Source organism: Flagellimonas halotolerans, assembly GCF_035818535.1.
Lineage (GTDB): Bacteria > Bacteroidota > Bacteroidia > Flavobacteriales > Flavobacteriaceae > Flagellimonas > Flagellimonas halotolerans.
In genome coordinates this window covers 344311-366922 of the sequence record NZ_JAYKYV010000001.1, presented here as the reverse complement: position 1 = coordinate 366922, position 22612 = coordinate 344311, and the positions used below count along the sequence as shown (strand labels likewise).

General features: G+C 42.4%; 21 protein-coding genes and 1 tRNA gene. 11 read left to right on the top strand and 11 right to left on the bottom strand.

Annotation, left to right across the window (positions count from 1 at the left end; all coding sequences use genetic code 11):
* Nucleotides 1-67 precede the first annotated feature (67 nt).
* Entirely contained in the window at nucleotides 68-616 is a 549-nt protein-coding gene (locus tag VM932_RS01670; protein ID WP_326276848.1) for a site-specific integrase, read from the bottom strand.
* A gap of 184 nt (nucleotides 617-800) precedes the next feature.
* The gene (locus VM932_RS01665; RefSeq protein WP_326276847.1) at nucleotides 801-1271 is read right to left on the bottom strand and encodes a phage integrase SAM-like domain-containing protein; all 471 of its coding nucleotides are present in this window, start codon (nucleotides 1269-1271) and stop codon (nucleotides 801-803) included.
* 374 nt (nucleotides 1272-1645) lie between these two features.
* Here VM932_RS01665 and VM932_RS01660 point away from each other — a divergent pair, with 374 nt between their 5' ends.
* Nucleotides 1646-2047, top strand: coding sequence for an Arm DNA-binding domain-containing protein (locus VM932_RS01660; RefSeq protein ID WP_326276846.1), 402 nt, complete (start codon nucleotides 1646-1648; stop codon nucleotides 2045-2047).
* Nucleotides 2048-2108: 61 nt separating this feature from the next.
* Here the strand turns inward: VM932_RS01660 and VM932_RS01655 are convergent, their stop codons facing one another.
* The 4 genes from VM932_RS01655 to rseP all read right to left on the bottom strand — a co-directional run bounded on the left by VM932_RS01655 (nucleotide 2109) and on the right by rseP (nucleotide 5237).
* Nucleotides 2109-2717: a phosphoribosyltransferase gene (locus tag VM932_RS01655; protein WP_326276845.1), complete on the bottom strand. Its 609-nt coding sequence runs from the start codon at nucleotides 2715-2717 to the stop codon at nucleotides 2109-2111.
* A 16-nt stretch (nucleotides 2718-2733) separates the two neighbouring features.
* Nucleotides 2734-3402, bottom strand: a complete 669-nt coding sequence (locus VM932_RS01650; protein WP_326276844.1) for a DNA-processing protein DprA — start codon at nucleotides 3400-3402, stop codon at nucleotides 2734-2736.
* Between the two features lie 342 nt (nucleotides 3403-3744).
* Nucleotides 3745-3818: transfer RNA gene (locus tag VM932_RS01645), tRNA-Asn, on the bottom strand.
* 69 nt (nucleotides 3819-3887) lie between these two features.
* The gene (rseP, locus tag VM932_RS01640) at nucleotides 3888-5237 is read right to left on the bottom strand and encodes an RIP metalloprotease RseP (protein WP_326276843.1); all 1350 of its coding nucleotides are present in this window, start codon (nucleotides 5235-5237) and stop codon (nucleotides 3888-3890) included.
* A gap of 151 nt (nucleotides 5238-5388) precedes the next feature.
* On the opposite strand from rseP, the gene VM932_RS01635 reads away from it, so the two are divergent.
* The 3 genes from VM932_RS01635 (at nucleotide 5389) to feoB (ending at nucleotide 8608) form a co-directional block, all read left to right on the top strand.
* Nucleotides 5389-6063 carry an SCO family protein gene (locus VM932_RS01635; RefSeq protein ID WP_326276842.1) on the top strand — a complete coding sequence of 225 codons (675 nt, stop codon included), beginning with the start codon at nucleotides 5389-5391 and terminating at the stop codon, nucleotides 6061-6063.
* A gap of 89 nt (nucleotides 6064-6152) precedes the next feature.
* Nucleotides 6153-6395, top strand: coding sequence for a FeoA family protein (locus VM932_RS01630; protein ID WP_163624109.1), 243 nt, complete (start codon nucleotides 6153-6155; stop codon nucleotides 6393-6395).
* On the top strand, nucleotides 6392-8608 hold the full coding sequence (gene feoB, locus VM932_RS01625) for a ferrous iron transport protein B (protein WP_326276841.1): 2217 nt from the start codon (nucleotides 6392-6394) through the stop codon (nucleotides 8606-8608). Before VM932_RS01630 ends, feoB begins: the two co-directional genes overlap by 4 nt.
* Before the next feature lie 154 nt (nucleotides 8609-8762).
* On the opposite strand, the gene VM932_RS01620 is transcribed toward feoB, so the two are convergent.
* From VM932_RS01620 to VM932_RS01610, 3 genes are read right to left on the bottom strand one after another with little or no spacing between them, the layout of a single operon-like run.
* A complete protein-coding gene (locus tag VM932_RS01620) occupies nucleotides 8763-9155 on the bottom strand; it encodes a DUF423 domain-containing protein (RefSeq protein WP_293166697.1) in 393 nt (130 codons plus the stop codon).
* A gap of 10 nt (nucleotides 9156-9165) precedes the next feature.
* Entirely contained in the window at nucleotides 9166-9573 is a 408-nt protein-coding gene (locus tag VM932_RS01615) for a DUF2141 domain-containing protein (RefSeq protein WP_326276840.1), read from the bottom strand.
* Between the two features lie 24 nt (nucleotides 9574-9597).
* Nucleotides 9598-10032: a hypothetical protein gene (locus tag VM932_RS01610; RefSeq protein ID WP_326276839.1), complete on the bottom strand. Its 435-nt coding sequence runs from the start codon at nucleotides 10030-10032 to the stop codon at nucleotides 9598-9600.
* 106 nt (nucleotides 10033-10138) lie between these two features.
* On the opposite strand from VM932_RS01610, the gene VM932_RS01605 reads away from it, so the two are divergent.
* The 7 genes from VM932_RS01605 (at nucleotide 10139) to VM932_RS01575 (ending at nucleotide 21095) form a co-directional block, all read left to right on the top strand.
* Entirely contained in the window at nucleotides 10139-10894 is a 756-nt protein-coding gene (locus VM932_RS01605; protein ID WP_326276838.1) for an SDR family NAD(P)-dependent oxidoreductase, read from the top strand.
* A 6-nt stretch (nucleotides 10895-10900) separates the two neighbouring features.
* On the top strand, nucleotides 10901-11377 hold the full coding sequence (locus VM932_RS01600; RefSeq protein WP_326276837.1) for a hypothetical protein: 477 nt from the start codon (nucleotides 10901-10903) through the stop codon (nucleotides 11375-11377).
* 243 nt (nucleotides 11378-11620) lie between these two features.
* The gene (locus VM932_RS01595) at nucleotides 11621-11857 is read left to right on the top strand and encodes a hypothetical protein (RefSeq protein WP_326276836.1); all 237 of its coding nucleotides are present in this window, start codon (nucleotides 11621-11623) and stop codon (nucleotides 11855-11857) included.
* A 77-nt stretch (nucleotides 11858-11934) separates the two neighbouring features.
* A complete protein-coding gene (locus VM932_RS01590) occupies nucleotides 11935-15051 on the top strand; it encodes a VPS10 domain-containing protein (RefSeq protein WP_326276835.1) in 3117 nt (1038 codons plus the stop codon).
* Nucleotides 15052-15141: 90 nt separating this feature from the next.
* Nucleotides 15142-15540, top strand: a complete 399-nt coding sequence (locus tag VM932_RS01585; RefSeq protein ID WP_326276834.1) for a hypothetical protein — start codon at nucleotides 15142-15144, stop codon at nucleotides 15538-15540.
* A gap of 78 nt (nucleotides 15541-15618) precedes the next feature.
* The gene (locus tag VM932_RS01580) at nucleotides 15619-19965 is read left to right on the top strand and encodes a CusA/CzcA family heavy metal efflux RND transporter (protein WP_326276833.1); all 4347 of its coding nucleotides are present in this window, start codon (nucleotides 15619-15621) and stop codon (nucleotides 19963-19965) included.
* Nucleotides 19966-19967: 2 nt separating this feature from the next.
* Entirely contained in the window at nucleotides 19968-21095 is a 1128-nt protein-coding gene (locus tag VM932_RS01575) for an efflux RND transporter periplasmic adaptor subunit (protein WP_326276832.1), read from the top strand.
* Nucleotides 21096-21101: 6 nt separating this feature from the next.
* Here the strand turns inward: VM932_RS01575 and VM932_RS01570 are convergent, their stop codons facing one another.
* Both VM932_RS01570 and VM932_RS01565 read right to left on the bottom strand, forming a co-directional pair.
* Complete coding sequence (locus tag VM932_RS01570) at nucleotides 21102-21923, bottom strand: ZIP family metal transporter (RefSeq protein WP_326276831.1); 822 nt, start codon at nucleotides 21921-21923, stop codon at nucleotides 21102-21104.
* Entirely contained in the window at nucleotides 21923-22579 is a 657-nt protein-coding gene (locus VM932_RS01565) for a metal-dependent transcriptional regulator (protein WP_326276830.1), read from the bottom strand. The genes VM932_RS01570 and VM932_RS01565 overlap by 1 nt, the downstream gene beginning before the upstream one ends.
* Between the last annotated feature and the right edge of the window lie 33 nt (nucleotides 22580-22612).

Here is a 22612-nt window from a genome sequence, read left to right as displayed (position 1 = left end):
GAATCTCTATAAACGAGGAATAAAATATTGATGGTCAGGTACGTATTACTCTTGTAGTTTGAATTTATTATAATAATACCTCAATAGCTTTATTCACCACCGAAGTATCCAATTCTTTAAGATAGGCCTGTGTGATGGCCATGTTCTGATGCCCCAATGATTCACTGATAATATCTGTTGCGACACCTTTTTGCTTAAGGCAATTGGCAAAACTGTGACGTGCCACATAACTGGTCACAGATTTTTCAATTTCGGCCAATTCAGCAATAGCCTTTAAATCCTTGTTATAATTTTTAAGCACTTTGGTCTTACGGTTCTCTATCTGGTTAGGGCTAAGTTCGTCATGGAGTAAAATGGGAAAGACATATTTCGTGCCCAATGAATTCTTGCGATAATAATCCAAGATTTCCTGAACTGGTGGTAGAATCTGAATAGTGAAATTTCCCTTGGTCTTAGAACGGGTATAATAAATGTTCCCACCTTTGATGTCCTTCCATTTCAATTTCATCATATCGGCAAAGTTCATCCCTCGGGTATAGAAGCTAAAAACAAAGTAATTTCTACTATCGCGAAGCTCAGGATGGTCAATTAGGTCAACATTGATTATTTGTTTCACTTCTATAAAGTTAAGTGCCCTTTTGGCTCCCCTTCCTTTTAATATCGATACTTTGTATGCACGAAATGGGTATAACGATTCCTTTACAATGTTTCTTCTGATGGCCTGGTTAAACAAAGCCCTTATGGAACGCATCCGAACACCAATACCGCCATCTGTGCCACCTCGTGAGCGCAGATAGGCCTCATACTTTTCTAGAAATGCAGGGGGTTATGTCCGTAAAGGAAAGGTCTTTGTCCCACTTCAAAAATCTCTGGACGGATTTACTGGTGTCTTTGTGGAAGCGGGCATTGCCCATTCTACCGGCAAGCTTTAATTCTTTAATCAGTTCATCCCAAAAATCAAAAACGTTTCTTCTGACCGGATTGAACGCCAGCCTGAAATTATGTTCAAATTCCCTCAAAGAGAAATCATCCTTTTCCATTTCCAATTCTGCAATAACTTTTAACGCCCTGTCCCGAAACTTCAACAATAACCGATTGTCCTGAATAAAATTGCTGTGGTTTTTATTGAAGGAACCGGTGCGTTCATCCCATTCTTTCGGAAATGCGTTGTAAATGGTCTTGAAGTATTTAGATCGTCTATCTTTGGTCACACGAAGACATACCGGATAACTTCCATCAGAAAGCTGTTTTTTTCTTAAAACTGTTCGCACATTGATCATTTTTCAGCGGTATTTTGGGTACAACATAGGTACAACAAATGGTCAATTAAAGGTAGTATTGATACTTCTAAATGAAAAGAAAAGTTTCATAATATATTGATAATCAAACTATAAGAAGCCAAATGAAAATTAATGACAGCTAAAAAAAGCTGCTGTTAATCAGAGGGTCCTTGGTTCGAGCCCAAGAGGGGGAGCCCAGTAAACACAGGCCTTTCGAGAAATCGAAAGGCTTTTTTATTTTCACGGGTACAACATAGGTACAACATTCCTAAAAAGGTCAAATTCCACTTTTTCCGTTCTGTTTTGGCTTTATTCCGGTAGGTCTAAAGATGGCAAAGCTCCCATTTACGCTAGGATTTCTGTGAATGGTAAAAAAGCTCAACATCAGTTTAAAACGAAGAATTCAAATCACATATTGGGATTCTAAAAAGCAGCGTGTAAAAAGCTCTTCCTTTGAAGCTAAATCCATCAATCAATATCTTGATGAGTTCTACTCTGGTCTGTTCCAATCATTTCAACAGCTGCGCATAGAGGGCAAGCACATCACCCCTCATAGTGTAAAGGCCAGATTTATGGATGAGGAAGAGGATAATCAACATTTTACCTTGAGGGATATTGTGTCTTATCATAATACCAAAATGTTTCCCAAGCTACACTGGAATACTTCAAGATTATATCTCACCAGTCAGAAGTATATCTTTTTGTTTTTGAAGAAAAAATTAAAAAAAGAAGATGTCTGGAATATCCTACAAAAAATCCCTTTTTAGTCAAAAATGTATAGATACCATTAACCTATATTATTGAATTAAGAATAATTGGTTTAACAACTTAATTGGGCAAAAAAATACGGTCTTGCTCCGGGTGATAAATCATTTGATTATACGAAGGCCTAACTATTTCGTCTAAGGAAGCTACAAATCCACGAGTTCTCATAGCCGCGAAAACCAATATTTCCGCGTTTGGATAGATTTCTTTTAATTTCCTAACACAGGCACACGATGTTCTTCCCAAAGTAAAAACATCGTCAACAATAATTAACTTTTGAATAAACGCTTGTGGTGGCGTACACAATAAGCTGTTAAAATGGGTGTTGCAAGAGGGACGACTTTCAGCAGTATAATAATTACTTGATTTTGGGACAGGAGCTATTCTTGCAATTAAGTTTTGTACACTTCCACCAAAACCTGAATTCACAAGGTGCTCTGATAAAATTCTTGTTGGCCAAAGTGCACCCTCAACCATTGGTGTACTACGAGGTGCTGGAACCAATACTGGATTATCTCTGAACATCTCTGAAATTGGGTGATTCAGGGGTAATTTAGACATATAGTAAATGAGTCTTTCAATAACTAGGGAATTTCCTGACTTAATATTACCGCATATTCGTTTTGAAAGCTGTGCTTTTTCATTGGTTCCCCTGCTAGCATATTCAAGCATTGTAGCGAATGGAATCTCAAAAGGCACCCTCAAACTTTGAGGTCAAATAAGGGATGTCAGTAAATATCTCATCAACATTATCCCTTGAAAGTACTTGGGCGCCGTAATCCAACATTTCTTTCGCCCAAGAGATTTCCTTTTCCTTAATAACATTTTCCAAAATATATACTTCCCGCCCTAAACGAAGGGCCTCCCAACCTTGATGACGAGTTCCACTTTTTTCGGATGCCTCTATTATAATTGTAGCGTCTGATATTAGGGCCATTGTTCTATTACGAATTGGGAAATTCTTTGGTTGAGTCGGATATCCTTCGGGAAATTGTGAAACGGCTAAATGTTCTTTTTTAATCATTTCCAAGAGATTGGCATTCTCTTTTGGATATGAAACATTTAAAGGAGTTCCCAGAACCGCTATAGTTTGACCCCCAGAATTTATTGCAGTTTGGTGAGCAATAGTATCGATACCTTTTGCCAAACCGCTAACGACGATGATGTCATGTTTTACTAAAGTCGATGAGATTATTCTAGCTCTTTGTAAGCCTTCTTTGGTAGCGGCCCTAGAACCTACAACTGAAACCCTTCTCTTTTCATATAACAAATTTTCATTTCCACCAAAAAATAACTTTTCAGGTAAAAATTTCTTTTCGGCGTCAGTTAATAGTTGAAAATATGTTTCGATGCCCATGGGAAGAGTTTGTATTGGTACAACAATGTACAAAATTAAAGTAAAATATATTGCCTGAACCCTAGAATCGCGTTAAATCAGATGTGCGTAAATAAGGTAAAACCAAGTAAATAACCAGATCCTTATTCAGGCCTATTAAAAGAATAGCTTAAAAATGGCTAAAACTATATAGCCCATTCCCAGACTATTATTAATTTGTCAAAAGAAAAAAACTCTTTGTTTATTTATAGTTTGCCGCAAATCCATGCCTGTTTATGGGGAATTATAATATTATTTTTTCACTCCGCGTGCAAATAAAAAAGGCTCCAGAGTGTGAATTTCTCTGAAGCCTTACTATCTCTGCTCCCCCTCTTGGACTCGAACCAAGGACCCTCTGATTAACAGTCAGATGCTCTAACCAACTGAGCTAAGGAGGAATATTTTACCTTAAGCGGGTGCAAATATAATAGAATCTTTTTTACACCACAAACAAAAAAATTGCTTTTCTATTTAAAAAGCCATTTATACAAATCGTTGCCGTTAGCAAACAGCAATAAAGCAATCAAAATAAAGAAACCGATCATTTGGGCATACTCCAAAAATTTATCGCTTGGTTTTCGGCCGGTAACCATCTCGTAAAGCAAGAACATTACGTGACCACCATCCAATGCAGGGATAGGCAGAATGTTCATAAATGCCAAAATAATGGATATAAATGCCGTTGTGGCCCAAAATGCAGGCCAGTTCCATGTATCAGGGAACATGCCACCAATAGCTGCAAAACCTCCCACCTCTTTATAGGCACCCGTATCTGGGTTAAATATTTTCTTCATTCCCTTGATGTAATCCGAAAGTGTTTTTACTCCCTTATTCCATCCTGCGGGAATCGATTCCCAAAAAGTATATTTTAAAGTTTTTAATTCCAAATAGCCCGCCTCTTTATATTCTTCGGGTGACATTCCTAGAACCACACCCAATGTAGCTTCGTCCGTAATGGAAATGGTTAGGTCTACTGGACTTCCGTCCCTCATAACCTTAATTGGCACTTCTTTTCCTTTGTTCGCTTCTAAAATGGGGGTTACTTCATCTTTATACTCTACAGGTTTTCCAGCCATTTCAACAACTGCATCACCTTTTTGGAGTCCGCTGTCCGCATTTGGGGATTTTTTTGGTATGTCGTTGATTATAAAAGGGAGACGAAAAGATATAAAACGTGCCTTTTCCTTATCCTCAGATAAGGTTTCTATAAAATCAACAGGGATTGTTTTTTCAATAACTTGTCCATCCCTTTCAATGGTGTAATTTTCACCATAGACCATTGCTGGGAGCACTTGCTGCAATGCCTCTATCTTTTCACCATCAACAGACAAAATTTTATCTCCTGTACGGATTCCCAATTCGTCTCCCAAGCTCTTCTCCGTCACCCATATTCCATCCTTTAGGCTGTCGTTGGCAATGTACTCTTCACCATAAGTAAAAACCAATCCAATAAAAATAACTACGGCCAAAATAAAATTCACCGTTACCCCGCCCAGCATTATGATCAAACGCTGCCATGTCGGTTTACTGCGGAACTCCCATGGTTTTGGCTCTTGTTGCATCTGCTCCTTGTCCATGCTCTCATCGATCATTCCGGATATCTTCACATATCCGCCCAAGGGCAACCAACCAATACCATAAACGGTTTCACCGATTTTCTTTTTGAAAAGGGAAAATTTAACATCAAAAAAGAGATAAAACTTTTCCACCCTGGTCTTAAAAAGCTTTGCCGGGATAAAGTGTCCCAGCTCGTGAAGCACGATCAAAAGCGATAAGCTCAGAAAGAATTGTATGGTCTTGATCAATATAGGGGTCATTCGTCGTCTTTTGTTAAAACGCACAAAAGTAACCTTTTAGGTTTTGATAAAAAAACCTCAGTTTTCATCCCACTACGATTTAAGAAAGATTTAGCAACAATTAGTGGCTTTATACTTGAGGAATAGCCATTTGGACCGTAATTTTGTGACCATGGGATCATTTTTCGCAAAGTACAAGCTGTTCGGAATGGTAATGTTGGCGCTATCGGCAGTTATCGTTTATCTATTCTATAATGCGCTACAACCTAAAAAAATGCTTCCCGTGTACCAACCCTCTATGGTCGATAAATCTTTGGTTGACAGCACCTTGCACTACACCAAAAAATACCATAAAGTGGCCGATTTTTCCTTGGTGAACCAAAATGGGGATACCATCACCCAAGAGAATTACAAGGACAAGATCTATGTGGCCGACTTCTTTTTTACCACATGCCTTACCATTTGCCCGATCATGACCAAAAACATGACCGAAATACAGGATGCGGTGATGGACAATCCTAACATAATGCTCCTCTCCCACTCCGTGACCCCGGAAATAGACACTGTCGCCCAATTAAAAAGATATGCATTGGAAAAAGGTGTGGTAGATAGCAAATGGAACTTGGTGACAGGGGATAAAAAACAAATCTATGAGTTGGCGCGGAAATCGTACCTGGCTGTTAAAAATGATGGTGATGGGGGGCCTTTTGATATGATCCATACCGAAAACTTTATTCTGGTGGACAAGGAAAAACGGATTCGTGGCTTTTATGACGGCACCGATCGTGAGGATATTGACAAGCTCCTTGAGGACATCAAAATACTCGAAGCCAGTTACAAAGAGTAGCCCTTTGCACCTTTATCCATGAATACACCTTGTAATTTACCTTTTTTACTTATTTTTGCCCTTAATTAAATTTATTCTAAATAAGAACTGTGGCGACCGTAGCAGATTTACGATATGGACAAAAGGGCATAATCAAGGATTTTACCGAACATATCCTCCCTATAAAACTAATGGAGTTGGGCTGTCTTCCAGGAAATAGTGTGGAGCTTTTACAAATTGCCCCCTTAAACGACCCTATTTACATTAACCTCAGCGGAAGTCATTTGGCAATAAGAAGGTCTTTGGCAGCACTTATAGAGCTGGATATTATTGAAGAAACGCAGGCCAAATGAGCAAAAACATCAACGTAGCCCTTATCGGGAACCCAAATACGGGAAAAACCTCAGTTTTTAATCAACTTACAGGACTCAAACAAAAAGTCGGGAACTACCCGGGCATCACCGTAGAGAAGAAAGAAGGTATCTGTAAACTCCCAAGAGGGGTCAAAGCACATATTTTGGATTTGCCCGGAACCTACAGCCTAAACACCACTTCTTTGGATGAAAGTCTAGTGGTAGAGCTTTTGCTCAACAAGAATGACAAGGATTACCCCGATGTGGCCGTTGTTATCAGCGACGTGGAAAACCTCAAACGGAACCTTCTTCTTTTCACTCAGATAAAAGACCTTAAGATTCCGACCATTTTGGTCATAAACATGGCAGACCGGATGTCCCGCAAAGGAATATCGCTGGATGTTGAGGCCATGGAAAAAAAGCTGAACACCAAAATTGCTTTGGTAAGTACGCGAAAAAATACGGGCATTGAAAAAATCAAGGAACTCATTGCCGACTACAAGAGTATTTCTTCCAAACCTATCTTGGACCCGACCAGAATCTCCCCTGAATACTTTGAACGTCTTAAAACAACATTTCCACAGGAAGACCTTTACAAACTTTGGTTGGTGATCACCCAGGACGTGAACTTCATGCCCATAGAGAAAAAACGGATTCAAGATGCCACGGATTTCTCTACCAAATCCAAGGATGAACTAAAAAAATTACAGCATAAGGAAACCGTACTTCGATACCAGCTCATCAACAATATTTTAAAAGAGACCTATAAGGTCGATTTTATGGTGGCCAAAGGCTTACGTGCCTCTTTGGACAAAATTCTTACACATAAAGTCTTCGGTTACCTAATTTTCTTCGCCATTTTGTTGCTCATTTTCCAGGCCATTTTCGAATGGAGCTCCTACCCCATGGACTTTATTGACGAACAATTTGCAATGGCGGCAGAATGGATCAAAAACACATTGCCCCCTGGTGTTTTTACAGATTTGCTCGCCGAGGGCATTGTAGCCGGTATTGGCGGTATTGTCATTTTTATACCACAGATTGCCTTTTTGTTCCTCTTTATCTCCCTGTTGGAAGAATCAGGATATATGAGCCGCGTGGTATTTTTAATGGACCGCCTTATGCGTCCTTTTGGGCTGAGCGGAAAAAGCGTAGTGCCCTTAATTTCTGGAAACGCATGCGCCATTCCCGCCATTATGGCCACCAGAACCATAGAGAACTGGAAAGAACGGCTCATTACCATTTTGGTAACGCCATTTACCACCTGTTCTGCCAGATTGCCCGTATATTTAATTTTAATTGCCCTGGTAATCCCCGAAGGCAGCATTCTTGGACTCAGTTATCAGGCTTTGACTTTAATGCTGCTCTATTTGATCGGATTTGGAACCGCCCTGTTGTCCGCAATGGTCTTGAACAAGATTCTTAAAATAAAAAGTAGGTCTGTTTTTATGGTGGAAATGCCCACCTACCGACTCCCATTACTTAAAAATGTGGCCTACACCGTAATTGAAAAGACCAAGAGTTTTGTGTTGGGAGCAGGTAAAATTATTTTGGCCATCTCCATTGTATTATGGTTTTTGGGGTCCAATGGTTATTCTGATGATTTTCAGGATGCCGACCGTATTGTTACGGAACGAATAGAAAACGAAGGGTTGAGTACCTACAGTAAAAACTATGTCAAGAACAATATAGAAGCCTACCGACAATCTTCCGAAGCAAAAGGATTGCCTCCCAATGCCCTACAAGATTCCGTTCAGGTGCTCACCGCAGAGCTTTCCCAAAGGGCCGTGGCCCAGGAAATAGCCAGCTATAAGTTGGAGCACTCCTATATTGGACAGGCGGGAAAGGCTTTTGAACCCCTAGTAAAACCCTTGGGTTACGACTGGAAGATTGGCATCGCAGTTTTGACCTCCTTTGCCGCTCGCGAAGTATTCGTTGGTACTTTGGCCACCATTTACAGTGTTGGGAGTGACGAAGAGGAAACCATTAAAAACCGAATGGCAGCAGAACTGGGCGAAGATGGCAAACCATTGTTCAACTTGGCCTCGGGTATTTCTTTAATGCTGTTTTATGCCTTTGCCATGCAATGTATGAGTACCCTCGCCATTGTAAAAAGAGAAACCAATTCATGGAAATGGCCTATGATTCAATTGGGCTTTATGAGTGCTTTTGCTTATATTGTAGCATTGATTGCCTACCAAATCCTAATTTAAAAACAAACATGATTCAACAAATATTGGCATACGGAACTTTACTCATCGCAGCAGGTTATTTGGTTTGGAAATTCTTGCTCCCCAAATCAATCTTCAGCAAAGGAAACAACAATTCCAATTCCTGTGGCCAAGACAACTGTGGTTGTAGTTGACATCAAATTAAATTAGAGACAAAGGAATAAAGCAACAAGGCCCAGCCCACGACCAAAAGCAAACCTCCCAGCGGGGTAACCGGTCCCAAAAAACGAGGTTTGTTTCCTTTTGCAGCACCCAAGCAAAGTGCATAAATACTAAAGGAAAACAATAAGGTTCCAAAAATAAAACAGTTTACTATCCAAGAATCCAAGGGCTTGTCAAAACTGAGATTAAAGCCCAAGACCAATAGCACGATAGCGTGGTACATCTGATATTTAACTCCTGTCTCAAAACTTTGCAGCAGTTCGGGAGTCAATTTCTTTTTAAGGGCATGGGCTCCAAATGCCCCAATTATCACAGCCAAAAATCCGTACAAGGCCCCCATAAGCTGGGCCATAAAAATTGTTCCCATTTTTTAACTTTTAAAGTTTTACGTCGATTTCGTAATCGGAATGGATTTGGAATGCACACTCATTATACTTCGGCGGCCCAAAGGTTTTCATTTTCCCTTTGGAAAAAGCTACTTTTTCTTTGGGTACGCCCAACCAATTCGTATCCAATTTACCATTTCCGTTCTCATCGTGGAAAACCGCCAATGCATATTTGCCCGCAGGTAAATCTTCAATCATCAATTGTACAATCCCCTCGTGAGCAGCTTCCCTACCAGCTTTAAATACTCTATCAAAAGACAAAAAAGTAGCATCCGAATTGTAGACGGCCACATTTATATGCCCCTTATCGGATGCTACATTGTGCACATGCACCGAAATGTTATTTTGTGAAAATATGGACCAAGGCGCTAGAAATAGGGCAATAAGGAGTATTCTCATGGTAAACCAGGACTATTTAGGAAATTATTCGGGTGGCTCAGTTTCACCCAACAAATTACGCTGCAAAATAGTATATAATTTTTGGGTTTCCAGACTATCCCTAAGATTCAGGTACATTTTAAGGGAATCGTGGTGCACCACCTTTATCTTTTGTTGATACAGGTCATCCACAAAAACATATACTTTGGTATTTGTAATGGAGTCGTTGAAAACCCCTTTTTCCCTTTCCATCCAGGAAAACCCGCTGGAGCGTTCCATTTCGGGCAACTTGTCCACCAACAATACACTGTCCAATTCGGTCAAGGGTATTTTTTGATAATAGATACCAGAGAAGATCTTTAGATTGCCCTCTTCGATCTTGTGCCAGTTTTTATAGTGTTCCACAAAAGCGAGAACACAAAGTACTATGGTAAGCACTATCAAAACGTTCCACAACCAATGTCTTTTTCTTTTGCTCATCTTCTTACAATCAGGTGCTATTTGATAAGATTTAAAGGTAGTTCAATTCTTTTTAAGGGTCAAGAACATACAATCCTAGTATATTTGAAGCATTAAGAATCATTTTATGGATTTCACAGGAAAAAATGTATTGATAACAGGTGCCTCCCGAGGCATCGGAAAAGCAACCGCCATGGCGTTTGCAAAAAAAGGCGCCAAAGTAGGCATCAACTACAGAAGCAATGATGAAGTTGCCCAACAAACCTTGGCAGCATTGCCGGGTGAAGGGCATCAACTATTTAAAAGGGACATTTCACAAAAGACAGAAACCGAAGCCTTGATTAATGACTTTGTAAAAGAATTTGGTCAACTTGATGTATTGGTGAACAATGCGGGCATTTCCATTTTCCACGAAATAGACAAAGTGGATTTTGACCATTGGACCAATGCATGGGAAAAAACCTTTGAGACCAATTTGTTTGCCGTTGCCAATTTGTGTTATTGGGGCGCAAAAGCCATGATGGAAACAGGAGGCGGACATATTGTGAGCGTATCCTCCCGTGGTGCTTTTCGCGGAGAGCCCACAAAACCAGCTTACGGGGCCAGCAAAGCTGCATTGAATTCCATGAGCCAATCCCTGGCCAAAAAGCTGGCCCCGCACAACATTTATGTTGGAGTTGTTGCGCCCGGGTTTACCGAAACGGAAATGGCCAAAGAGACCCTTACCCCCGCCGAACGTGAAAACCTGCTCCGTGAATCCCCCTTTAAACGAATGGCCCAACCCGAAGAAGTGGCCCATGCCATTTTGTTCTTGGCATCATCCGAAGCAGCTTATTCCTCTGGTACCATTATCGATGTAAACGGAGCCTCTTATTTAAGATAGTCGATTATGAAGGCTGCCACCGTTGCCCAACTAAAAAAAGAGCTGAAGTTTAAATCGCAAGATGAAACAATGCAACTTTGTTTGCGATTGGCCCGATTCAAAAAAGAAAATAAGGAACTCCTCACCTATTTGCTATTTGAATCCGAAAGTGAGGAAGGGTACATCGAAACCGTAAAAGAAGAGGTGGATGATATGTTCGCCGACATCAACATCAACAGTTATTTCTACATTAAAAAGAGTGTTCGAAAAATACTTCGGACCATCAAAAAGTATATCCGCTATTCGGGAAATAAAGCCACTGAGGTGGAACTGTTGCTGTACTTCTGTGAGAAACTGAAATCTTTCCGGCCATCAATCAACAGGAATACGACCCTTAAAAACTTATACAACAGGCAATTGGAGTACATTAATAAAAAAATTCCATTGCTTCACGAAGACTTGCAACACGATTACGGACTAATTTTACAACAGCTAAACCATTAAAACCTGTTCGAAGACAACGATGAACCTGGCAAAAGCCGAGAAGAATTTGAAAAAATGCCCATTTACAAAAAAGGGGGCACATTTTTGACCTGGCCGATAAAATCGCTTCCTTGGTAAATGATGAAGAGAGGAGTATGCATCTCTCGAAGAAACAGAACTGGGCCTGTTGTGTCACCATGCCGAACCACTGCGTAACGACGCCATGCTTATATGTCCAAATAGGGCTACCTTTATACAATACGTATGGAAAACGCCACTATCATCAGAAAAGCAGCCCGCGAGGTCCAGACCGGTTGTTCAGGGCTGGAAATGTGGGGTTTCAAGCATACCGAGTATCTTGAGTTGTTACGAAAAGAAATTGAGGAATTCAGGATTTTGTTTGTAGAATTGGTACAAACCTTCGCTCCTTGGAACTATTCCCTGAATCGTTGGGAGCTCTTTAATCCAACCGGAATCAATTACGATGATCCAGAACTATAATTGGAATACACATCCAATTCAAAAAGTTTGAGTAAATTGAAGCTTTATTCTAACTACTCATAACCAACCTTGACATCATGAGAATACCAACAACCTCATTAAAAACGTGGATGCTACTTTCCATGTTCCTCTCAACACTATTTATTTACGCACAAAATGCATCCCCTATTACCGTTGACACCAGTTTTTACAGCGGTTTTACATGGAGAAATATTGGCCCTGACCGTGGCGGAAGAACCTTAGGGTGCGCCGGAAGCCCATCCAGGCCCAACGAATATTATTTTGGGGCCACAGGAGGTGGACTTTGGAAAACCATTGATGGCGGGAATACATGGGAATGTGTCACCGATGGCCAAATAACAAGCTCTTCCGTGGGAGCTGTGGCCGTAGCCGAAACCAACCCTGATGTGGTCTATATCGGGATGGGCGAGACCCAGCTTCGCGGTAGCATTACACAAGGGGATGGTGTGTACAAAACCACCGACGGAGGTAAAACATGGACCCACCTTGGCCTGGAAGAAACCCAAGCCATTTCCAGGGTTCGAGTAGACCCGACCGATGAAAATATTGTTTACGTTGCTGCACTGGGCCACCCGTATGGAGAAAACGAGGAACGTGGTGTTTTTAAATCTGTAGATGGTGGCGAAACGTGGAAAAAGGTACTCTATGTAAGTGATAAGGCCGGTGCAGCCGATTTGATCATAGACCGGAACGATCCCGATGTACTTTATGCCAGTACCTGGCAAGTGTACCGAAAAGCATGGAAAATGTGGGGCGGTGGCCCAGATAGTAAGCTTTGGAAATCTACCGATGGTGGCGAAACTTGGACGGATCTTACCGAAAACCCGGGAATGCCCAAAGGACCCATTGGCAAAATTGGGGTAACCGTTTCCCCTGCGGATTCCAACCGTGTTTGGGCCATTGTAGAGGCCAACGAAGGGGGCGTTTTCCGTTCTGATGATGCAGGCAAGACTTGGGAATTGACCAACAACGAACGCAAACTGAGACAACGTGCTTTTTACTACTCCAGAATTTATGCCGACCCCAAAGACAAAGATGTGGTGTACGGACTAAATGTAGGATTCTTTAAATCTACCGATGGAGGAAAAACTTTTGATGAAAAAATAAACACTCCCCATAGCGACAACCACGACCTGTGGATAGACCCCAACAATCCGAACAGAATGATAAATTCGAATGACGGCGGTGGCGTAGTAAGTATCAACGGAGGTAAAACGTGGACCGAGCAAGATTATCCAACGTCACAGTTTTATCATGTGATGGCCACTAGTGACGTCCCATATCATGTAGTGGGCGCACAGCAAGATAACTCTACCCTGGCCATGCCCAGCGATGGATGGGATTTTAAACAAGCCCGTGGGCCCAATCACGGATGGTATTATGCCGTAGGTGGTGGTGAAAGCGGTTGGATTACACAAAGCCCGACCAACCCCGATATTTTTTATGCAGGAAGCCAAGGAGCTCTTTTAACACGTTACGACCGCAGCAACGGTCAGGTCAGGGATATTCAAGTGTATCCAAGATTTTTTTCCGGTGAACCAGCAAGCGCGCTTCCAGAACGTTGGCAATGGACCTTCCCCATCATGTTCGCGCCAAAAGACCCGAATGTAATGTACACCTGTTCCCAACACGTTTGGAAAACTACCAACGATGGACAGACCTGGGAAAAAATAAGTCCAGACCTTACCTATGCCGACCCAGAAACTTTGGGCAAAACAGGAGGAGTGATTACCATGGACATGAACGGACCTGAAATCTATGCCACTGTGTTCGCTTTAGCGCCATCCAATCACGATATCAACACCATTTGGGCCGGTTCCGATGATGGAAAAATCCATATCACAAGGGATGGTGGTGAAAACTGGGAAGATATTACTCCAGAAGAGCTTCCTAAATATTCAAGGGTGAGCATTATTGAAGAATCCATCCACAATCCAGGCACCTTGTATGTGGCGGCCAACAGATACCAAGTGGATGACAGGGCTCCCTATGTTTTCAAAACACACGATTATGGGAAAACCTGGACCAAAATCATTACAGGTATAGAGGATGGACACTTTGCCAGAGCTATCCGTGAAGACCACAAGAGAGAAGGCCTTTTATTCTTGGCTACAGAACACGGTGTTTATTTTTCCATTAATGATGGAGCAGTTTGGCAATCCCTTCAATTGAACTTGCCAGATACCCCAATCCGTGATCTGGTGATCAAGGACAATGATGTTGTTTTAGGCTCTCACGGTAGAGGATTCTGGATTTTGGACGACATCCAACCCTTTAGGGAATATTCCGAAGACCTGAAAAGTGAAAAAAATGTGCTTTTTAAACCGACGGATGCGATTAGGGGCATTTACAACGCTAACTTCCAATACTATTTGGAAGAGCAAGTGGATACGGTCACTTTTTCAATTTTTGATGCAGACAATAACCTTATCGAATCTTTTGGTGGCAACCAACCTAAATATGAAAAGGACGACAATGCATCTTGGTGGAGTCGAGGGAACAGTACCAAGCCCACTACGGCAAAAGGTATCAATACCTTTACTTGGAACCTAAGATACCCTGGTCCAACCACTTTTGATGGCATCATAATTTGGGGAGCATCGGCCAGAACAGGTCCAAAAGCACCTCTTGGCTCCTATACTGTGCAAATGAAAGTGGGCGACGAAGTCATTAAAAGCTATCCATTTAAAATTGAAATGGATCCAAACTTGAAAGGAATCACTGCGGAAGACCTTCAAAAACAGTTTGAATTGGCTTCCAAAATAACCGACAAAGCTACCATTGCCAACGAAGCTGTGATTCAAATCAGAAGCATCCGCAAACAAATGGATAGTTTGGGCAAAGGCGTTTCCAGCAGAAAGTTCAAAAAGCTTTCAGAGGATTTTATGGAAACCTTGACCGGAATCGAAGAGGACCTTTATCAAACCAAGAACCAATCGGGGCAAGATCCCTTGAACTTCCCCATTAAATTGAACAACAGATTCAATGCATTGCAACGTAGCATTGAGAATGGGGATGCAAGACCCACTGATGCAGCTTATGTGGTTTACGATGAGCTTACAACGGAACTGGATGGCCACATGGCAAAACTGAACAACACATTGGATAAAGAGCTACCAAGAATAAATGCTATTTTAAAAGACAATGGAATTTCAACTATCGAGGCCCAATAGGGCCTTATGGTTTTTAAAAATGAGACTTATTCTAAATTAAACCCCATTATTTATCCTGCTACGTAATATTCGTAACTTTACGTAGTCAGGATGAATAAAATAGTTATCATAGGGATATCCTTGCTCATTCTGCTCCAGGGGGCCAACATTCATTTTAAGGATTTGGCGGAACTTGGGCAGCTTGTTGAGCACTACCAATTCCACAACGAGGAATATGGTGATGACTTTATGGTTTTTGTATCCAAACACTACGGGGAACTAAAAGCCTCACACAGCCAAAAACACCAAGAGGAGAAAAAAGAGCACGAAAAACTGCCCTTTCAGCATCAATCGCAATGTGCACAGCCCTTGGTTTTTGTCCTCGGAGCCGATGACTTTATCTATTCTCGCTCCGAAATCCCTGTCACCACCAAAGGCAATTTCCACTATCAAATGTCTTACTCCCACATTTGGGGAGACAACCTCTTCCAGCCGCCCAAACACGCATAATTCATAGTATTTCAGCTTTGCTGAACACTTTTCGCAAGCCTTATTCCACTTTAATAATGCTATTATTTTCTATGAATCATGTTTTCAAAAATCATCAACTTTAGTATTAAGAACAAGTTTATTGTTCTTCTATTTACGGCAGCTATAGCCCTTGTGGGTTTATACTCACTATCACAAATACCCATCGGCGCCGTACCCGATATCACCAACAACCAAGTTCAGGTATTGACCACTTCCAACAGTCTTTCCACACAGGATATGGAGAAGTTTGTCACTTACCCCATAGAGCTGGAAATGGCAAACCTCCCCGGCGTTAAGGAGATCCGTTCGGTTTCCAAGTTTGGATTGTCGGTCGTAACCATCGTCTTCGAAGACGATATGGGCACCTATTTGCCCAGACAACTCATTGCCGAAAAAATCAAGTCAGCATCCAGTCGTATACCCGAAGGGTTTGGCTCCCCAGAAATGGGGCCGATCACCACTGGCTTGGGCGAAATCTATCAATACATTTTGGATGTGAAGCCAAAGTACAAAGACCTATATACCTCAACGGAACTTAGGACCATCCAAGATTGGGTCGTAAAACGACAACTTTCCGGAATTCCCGGTGTAGTTGAAGTAAATACATGGGGCGGTCACCTAAAACAATACGAGGTAGCTATCCAGACCCAAAAATTGAACGCCTTGAACATTACCGCCAAAGAAGTGTTCACCGCTTTGGAAAAAAACAATAGCGTTACCGGTGGCGGCTATATTGAAAAAGTGAACCAAGCCTATTTTATTCGTGGTGAAGGGTTGGTAAGCAGCCTAAAGGATATTGAAAATATAGTGGTAACGACCCGAAACAGCATCCCTATTTACATTAAGGATGTGGCGAAGGTTGGTTTTGGCAGTGCACCACGCTTTGGTGCTATAACCGGCAACGGTGAGGGCGAGAAAGTCCTTGGGCAAATTATGATGCTCAAGGATGCAGATTCCAAACGGGTGATCGAAGCCGTTAAGGAGCGGGTTGCGTCCATATCAAAATCCTTGCCCGAAGGCGTTTACATTAATCCGTTTTTAGATCGTAGCGAACTCATTGGGCGGACAACCTTCACGGTGACCGAAAACTTGGTCCTGGGTTGCTTGATCGTCATTTTTGTGGTGGTCCTGCTCTTGGGCAACTGGCGTTCGGGCCTTGTAGTGGCATCGGTTATTCCGCTATGTTTGCTGTTTGCCCTTACCCTGATGAATATTTTTGGGGTAGATGCCAACTTATTGAGCCTTGGGGCCATCGATTTTGGAATTATTATCGACGGAGCCGTGATCATTGTGGAATACATTGCTTTCCAAATCACCCAAAAGAAAACAGAGATTGCCAATTTGGGCAAGAACGAAACACAATCCATCAAAGATGACATCACCCTCAAGGGTGCCACAAAAATGATGAACTCTGCCGTATTCGGGCAGCTTATCATCTTGATTGTGTTCATTCCTATTCTATCGTTAAGCGGTGTGGAGGGCAAAATGTTCAAGCCCATGGCATTGACCTTCAGTTTCGCCCTATTGGGGGCGATCCTTTTGTGCTTTACTTATGTGCCCGTTGCATCGGCCTTGTTCCTAAAACCATCCAGGGAATCAGCAAAAAGTATCTCCACACGTTTGGTCAACTGGATCAACAAACAATACGAACCGGTCATCGAATGGGCCTTGAAAAGTAAAAAGCTCGTGCTTTCCGTAGCTGCCGCACTTTTAGTAGGAGCCATTTTGCTGTTCTCCTCCATGGGAGGGGAATTTGTACCCACATTGGATGAAGGGGATTTTGTGATTCAACCCGTACTAAAAACAGGGACCTCTTTGGCCAAAACAGTGGAAACCACCACAAAAATGGAACAGATATTAATAGATCAATTTCCCGAGGTCAAACAGGTAGTAAGTCGTATAGGTGCTGCGGAAGTACCCACTGATCCCATGTCCATGGAAGAAAGTGATGTGATAATTTCCCTTAAACCCAAAGATGAATGGGTATCGGCCAAAACCAAGGATGAATTGGCAGATAAGTTCAAAGAAGCCCTTGCTGTAATCCCAGGCATGGAACTTGAGTTTACCCAGCCTATTGAAATGCGTTTCAATGAATTGATCACCGGGGTCCGGGCGGACATCGCTATCAAGATTTTTGGTGAAAACTTGGAAACATTGAACAAAAAGGCCAACGAAATCAAAGATCTTATCCAAAATGTGGAGGGAGCCTCCGATATTGTAGTGGAAAAAGTGGAAGGCTTGCCCCAGATGAACGTTTCTTTTGATCGTTCCAAAATTGCACGCCACGGACTCAACATAGCCGACCTCAACGAAATGATTTCGATGGGATTCGCAGGAAAAGTGGTAGGCAGTGTATTCGAGGGCGAGCGACAGTTTGATCTGGCCGTTCGTTTGGATTCCGAGAACCGTCAAGATATTTCCAACTTAAGAAACCTTTATGTGGATATCCCCAATGGCGGAAAAATTCCGATGAGCGAATTGGCCGAGATTACCCATCAAAAAGGGGCCGCCAAAATATCCCGTGATGACACCCAAAGACGTATCGTTGTCGGCATCAATGTAAGGAACCGTGACCTTCAATCCGTTGTCGACGATGTGCAATTATTGGTCGATGAAAACATTACACTACCCCCGGGCTACATCATCACTTACGGTGGCCAGTTTGAAAACCTTCAAAATGCAAAAGCCAGATTGTTGATTGCCGTTCCAATTGCCTTGTTGCTCATCTTTATTATGCTCTATTTTGCTTTTGGTTCTGTTAAAGAAGCCTTGCTTATTTTCTCGGCCATTCCATTATCTGCCGTTGGAGGTGTGCTTTTGCTTTGGCTACGGGACATGCCGTTTAGTATTTCTGCAGGCGTGGGCTTTATTGCTCTTTTTGGTATTGCGGTATTGAATGGCATTGTGCTTATTGAACATTTTAAGGAACTGAAAGGCAGTGATTTCAACTCCATGGAAGATTTGATCAAACAAGGTACCAAAGATAGGCTCCGAGCCGTGTTGTTGACCGCATCCGCAGCAGCTTTAGGTTTCTTGCCCATGGCGGTATCCACCAACGCCGGTGCCGAAGTACAACGACCTTTGGCCACAGTGGTCATCGGCGGATTGGTAACGGCCACCCTACTCACCTTGGTGGTTTTGCCCGTGTTATATGCGTATTCACACCATATTAAGTTTAGTGGGATGGGAAAAAGAAGAAAAGACCGTAAAGCGAAAAAGAGTGCTTTGACCATTATGTTGCTGTTGATTTCAGTTTCAGGGTTTTCGCAAACTAAATTGAATCTCGAGGATTTAATGGCACTTTCCCTTGAAAATAACAAAGGAATCCAAGCCGAATCCTTACTGGTAGATCAGGCGGAAACCCTCATAGGAACCGCTTTTGAGTTTGATAAAACGGATATTTATTACCAGTATGATGAGAACAACCTAGCCTTGAACGGGGAACCGCTCAAGGTTTTTGGAGCGCAACAGCAGTTTGAGTTTCCTACGGTGTACGGAGCAAAAAACAGACTTCAAAAATCGCATTATGAGCTTCAAAAATCTTCGTTTGAAATAAAAAAGAAGCAACTGTACCAAAACCTGAGTATTGCCTATTACCAATACCAGACCTTGAACCAAAAAGCAAGGCTTTACGCTTCGCTGGACAGTATTTATAGCAAATTTGCGCACGCAGCCGCCCGACGTTTTGAACTCGGGGAGACCAATTATCTGGAAAAGGTGACAGCCACGGCCAAACAACGGCAAATTGCCAACACCTATTCCAAGATACAACAGCAACAACTCACCACCTATAATCAGATTGTGAGCTTGGTGCAGATTGAAGACACCTTGGAGCTTGTGGATGAAGAACCACAAAAACTTAAGGTGTTGAATGCGCAAGGAATGTTGGAAACGGAAGCATCATTTTTGGACAAGCGACAAGAGTTGAGCAATGCCCAAAAGAGCCTGGAAGAAAATAGATTGCTGCCGGACCTGAACCTGGAATATTTTCAAGGGACCAACAAGGGCTTGGGAACATCGCTCTACGGTATTCAGCTGGGTGTCCGTATTCCCCTTTTCTTCTTTGGGCACAGTAGCAAGGTGAAATCGTCCAAGATCCAGACCAAGATTACGGAGATGGAAAATACCGAAATCACTATTGCGATGAACCAACGCTACAAAACCCTTCTGGGGCAATTGGAACAACAGGCCAAGGAACTCTCCTATTACGAAGACGAAGGCGGTCATCTTTCCGATCAGATTTTGAAAGCGGCCTCTGGAAACTTTCAAAACGGGGAAATCGACTTTTTCCAATACATCCAAAGTTTAGAAAACGCCTACGAGATCCAACTGGATTATTTGGATGTGCTCAACCAATACAATCAAACCGTAATCGCCATTAATTACTTGACAATAACATTATAACAATGAAAAATATACTTCAAATAGCCGCTGTTCTCCTTCTGTTGATGGGCTGTGGCAACAAAAACAACGAAGAATCCTCTTCCGAAGAACAACAAGAAAAAACAGGAATCGTGGTCACTCAAGATCAACTCGACACCAATGACCTCACTATTGGTCCGATGGAGAAAAGAACCTTCCCAAAAATGGTGGAGACTTCTGGGATGATAGATGTACCGCCCGAAAACCGGGCTAGTGTAATGGCCTTTATGGGCGGTTTTGTAAAAAAGACGTCACTATTGGTCGGTGACCAAGTAAAAAAGGGGCAACTTTTGGTGGTTTTGGAAAACCAGCAGTTTTTGAAGATGCAACAAGAATATCTGGAGGTTTTCAATCAGTTGGATTATTTAAAAGCCGAGTTTGAAAGAAACCAAACCCTTTTTGCAGAAAAAATCGCCTCGCAAAAGAACTTTCTCCAAGCCAAGAGCGATTATGAAACAGCCAAGGCCCGTTACCAAGGCTTGCGAGAGCAATTGCAAATGCTGAACATATCACCCAGTAATGTAGAGCAGGGCAAGATTACATCAGAAGCGCCCATTTATGCACCCATTTCGGGAAGCATCACAAAAATGAATGTGGCCAAGGGAAGCTATGTTTCTCCTGCCACGGAGATTTTGGAGATTGTGGACAACGACCACGTACATTTGGAACTCACGGTTTTTGAGAAAGACATCTTAAAAGTGAAAAAAGGCCAAAAAATCCAGTTCAGGATTCCAGAAGCTTCAGAAGATGCCTTTAATGCAGAAGTTTATTTGGTAGGCACCTCCATTGACGGTGCCAAAAGATCCATCAAGGTACACGGGCACTTGGAACACGAGGAGGATGCGAACTTTCTGCCAGGTATGTTCGTGGATGCCAAAATTATGACGGACACCATCAAACCCCTCTCTTTGCCGGAAGAAGCAGTAATTGAATCCGAGGGGACTTCCTACGTGCTAAAATTGGTGAATAAAGAAGGGAGTCGATACACTTTTGAACGTGTTCCCGTAAAACAAGGCAATACTTATGGTGGGTATACCGAAATCATCTCAACAGGACTAACCGACACCGATCAGTTCTTGACCAAGGGTGTTTTTGATTTGATCGGGGGATAAATAAATCTATCCCAGCCCAACATCCAAGGTCATCATAATTATAAATCCACCGATAAAGCCCATTGTGGCGATATCGGTGTATTTGTCTTGTTGCGTTTCGGGGATTACCTCCTCCACCACCACAAAAATCATGGCACCCGCGGCAAACGAAAGGGCATAAGGAAGAATGGGCTCAAATGTCAATACGGCCCAAGCTCCCAATACCCCTGCTATGGGTTCTACCAAGGCCGAGGCCTGACCGTACATCCAACTTTTTCTTCGACTGAGACCATGCCTGCGCATTGGTACGGCAACAGCGAAACCTTCTGGAAAGTTTTGCAAACCGATACCCAAGGCCAAAGCCACAGCACCCCCAATGGTTGCGCCCTCAAAGCCAGAAGCAACACCTCCAAATAGGACACCGACTGCCAATCCTTCGGGAATATTGTGCAAGGTAATGGCCAAGACCAGTAGCGTGGTGCGGTGCCAGGGCGTCTTTACCCCTTCTGCATCATCCATTTTAAAATTGATGTGCAAATGGGGCAAAATTTTATCCAAACCAAAAATAAAACCCGCTCCAAGCAAAAAACCAACGGCTGCGGGAATCACTTTTACAAAGCCTTCCCCCTCGCTCATCTCAATGCCTGGTGCCAACAAGCTCCAAAAACTGGCAGCGACCATAACACCTCCCGTAAAGCCCAACATGCCATCCATCAAAGCCCTCTTTGGACTTTTGAACAAAAAAACCAGGCCTGCCCCGGCAGCAGTCAGTCCCCATGTAAAAAGCGTCGCGTACAACGCTGCCAATACCGGGTCTATTTCCTGAAAATAGTGTATTACTTCTTTCATCAATCGTTCTTTTTTACATATAAATTAGATGCTATTTGATGTGATATCCGCATTTCCTTGCCCTCCATTTGGATGCGCAGGGAATTGTCAAAATCTTCCTTGTCCAAAACTTTGATGGTGTTTCCCAAGGCAATATTGTTTTTATCCAAGAACTTGAGAAAGGGTACGGAAGAATCCTTAACCCCAACACATACTCCTTTGGAATTGATGGGCATATCACTGAGCAATTTTTCATCACGCTCCTGAAACTTTCCATCCTTGGTGGGAATGGGATCGCCGTGAGGGTCATATTTGGGAAATTCCAAGAGTTCGTCAATCTTGTCAATCAACTTTTCACTTTTGATGTGTTCCAGTTGTTCGGCCACCTCGTGTACCTCGTCCCAAGTAAAATCCAATTTTTCCACCAAAAAAACCTCCCATAATCGGTGCTTTCTAATGATGGACAAAGCTGTATTTATCCCTGCATCGGTCAATGAAATACCTTGGTACCGGACATAATCCACCAATCCTTTTTCCGATAATTTCTTTGCCATATCGGTTACGGAAGATGGTTTTGTTTCCATTTGCTCCGCAATCGCATTGGTAGTTATGGACTTGGAATCGCCACCACCTAAATGAAAAATGGTCTTTAAATAATTCTCCTCCGATCTAGTCATCAAAAAATATTTTTCCAAAAATACATTTTTATT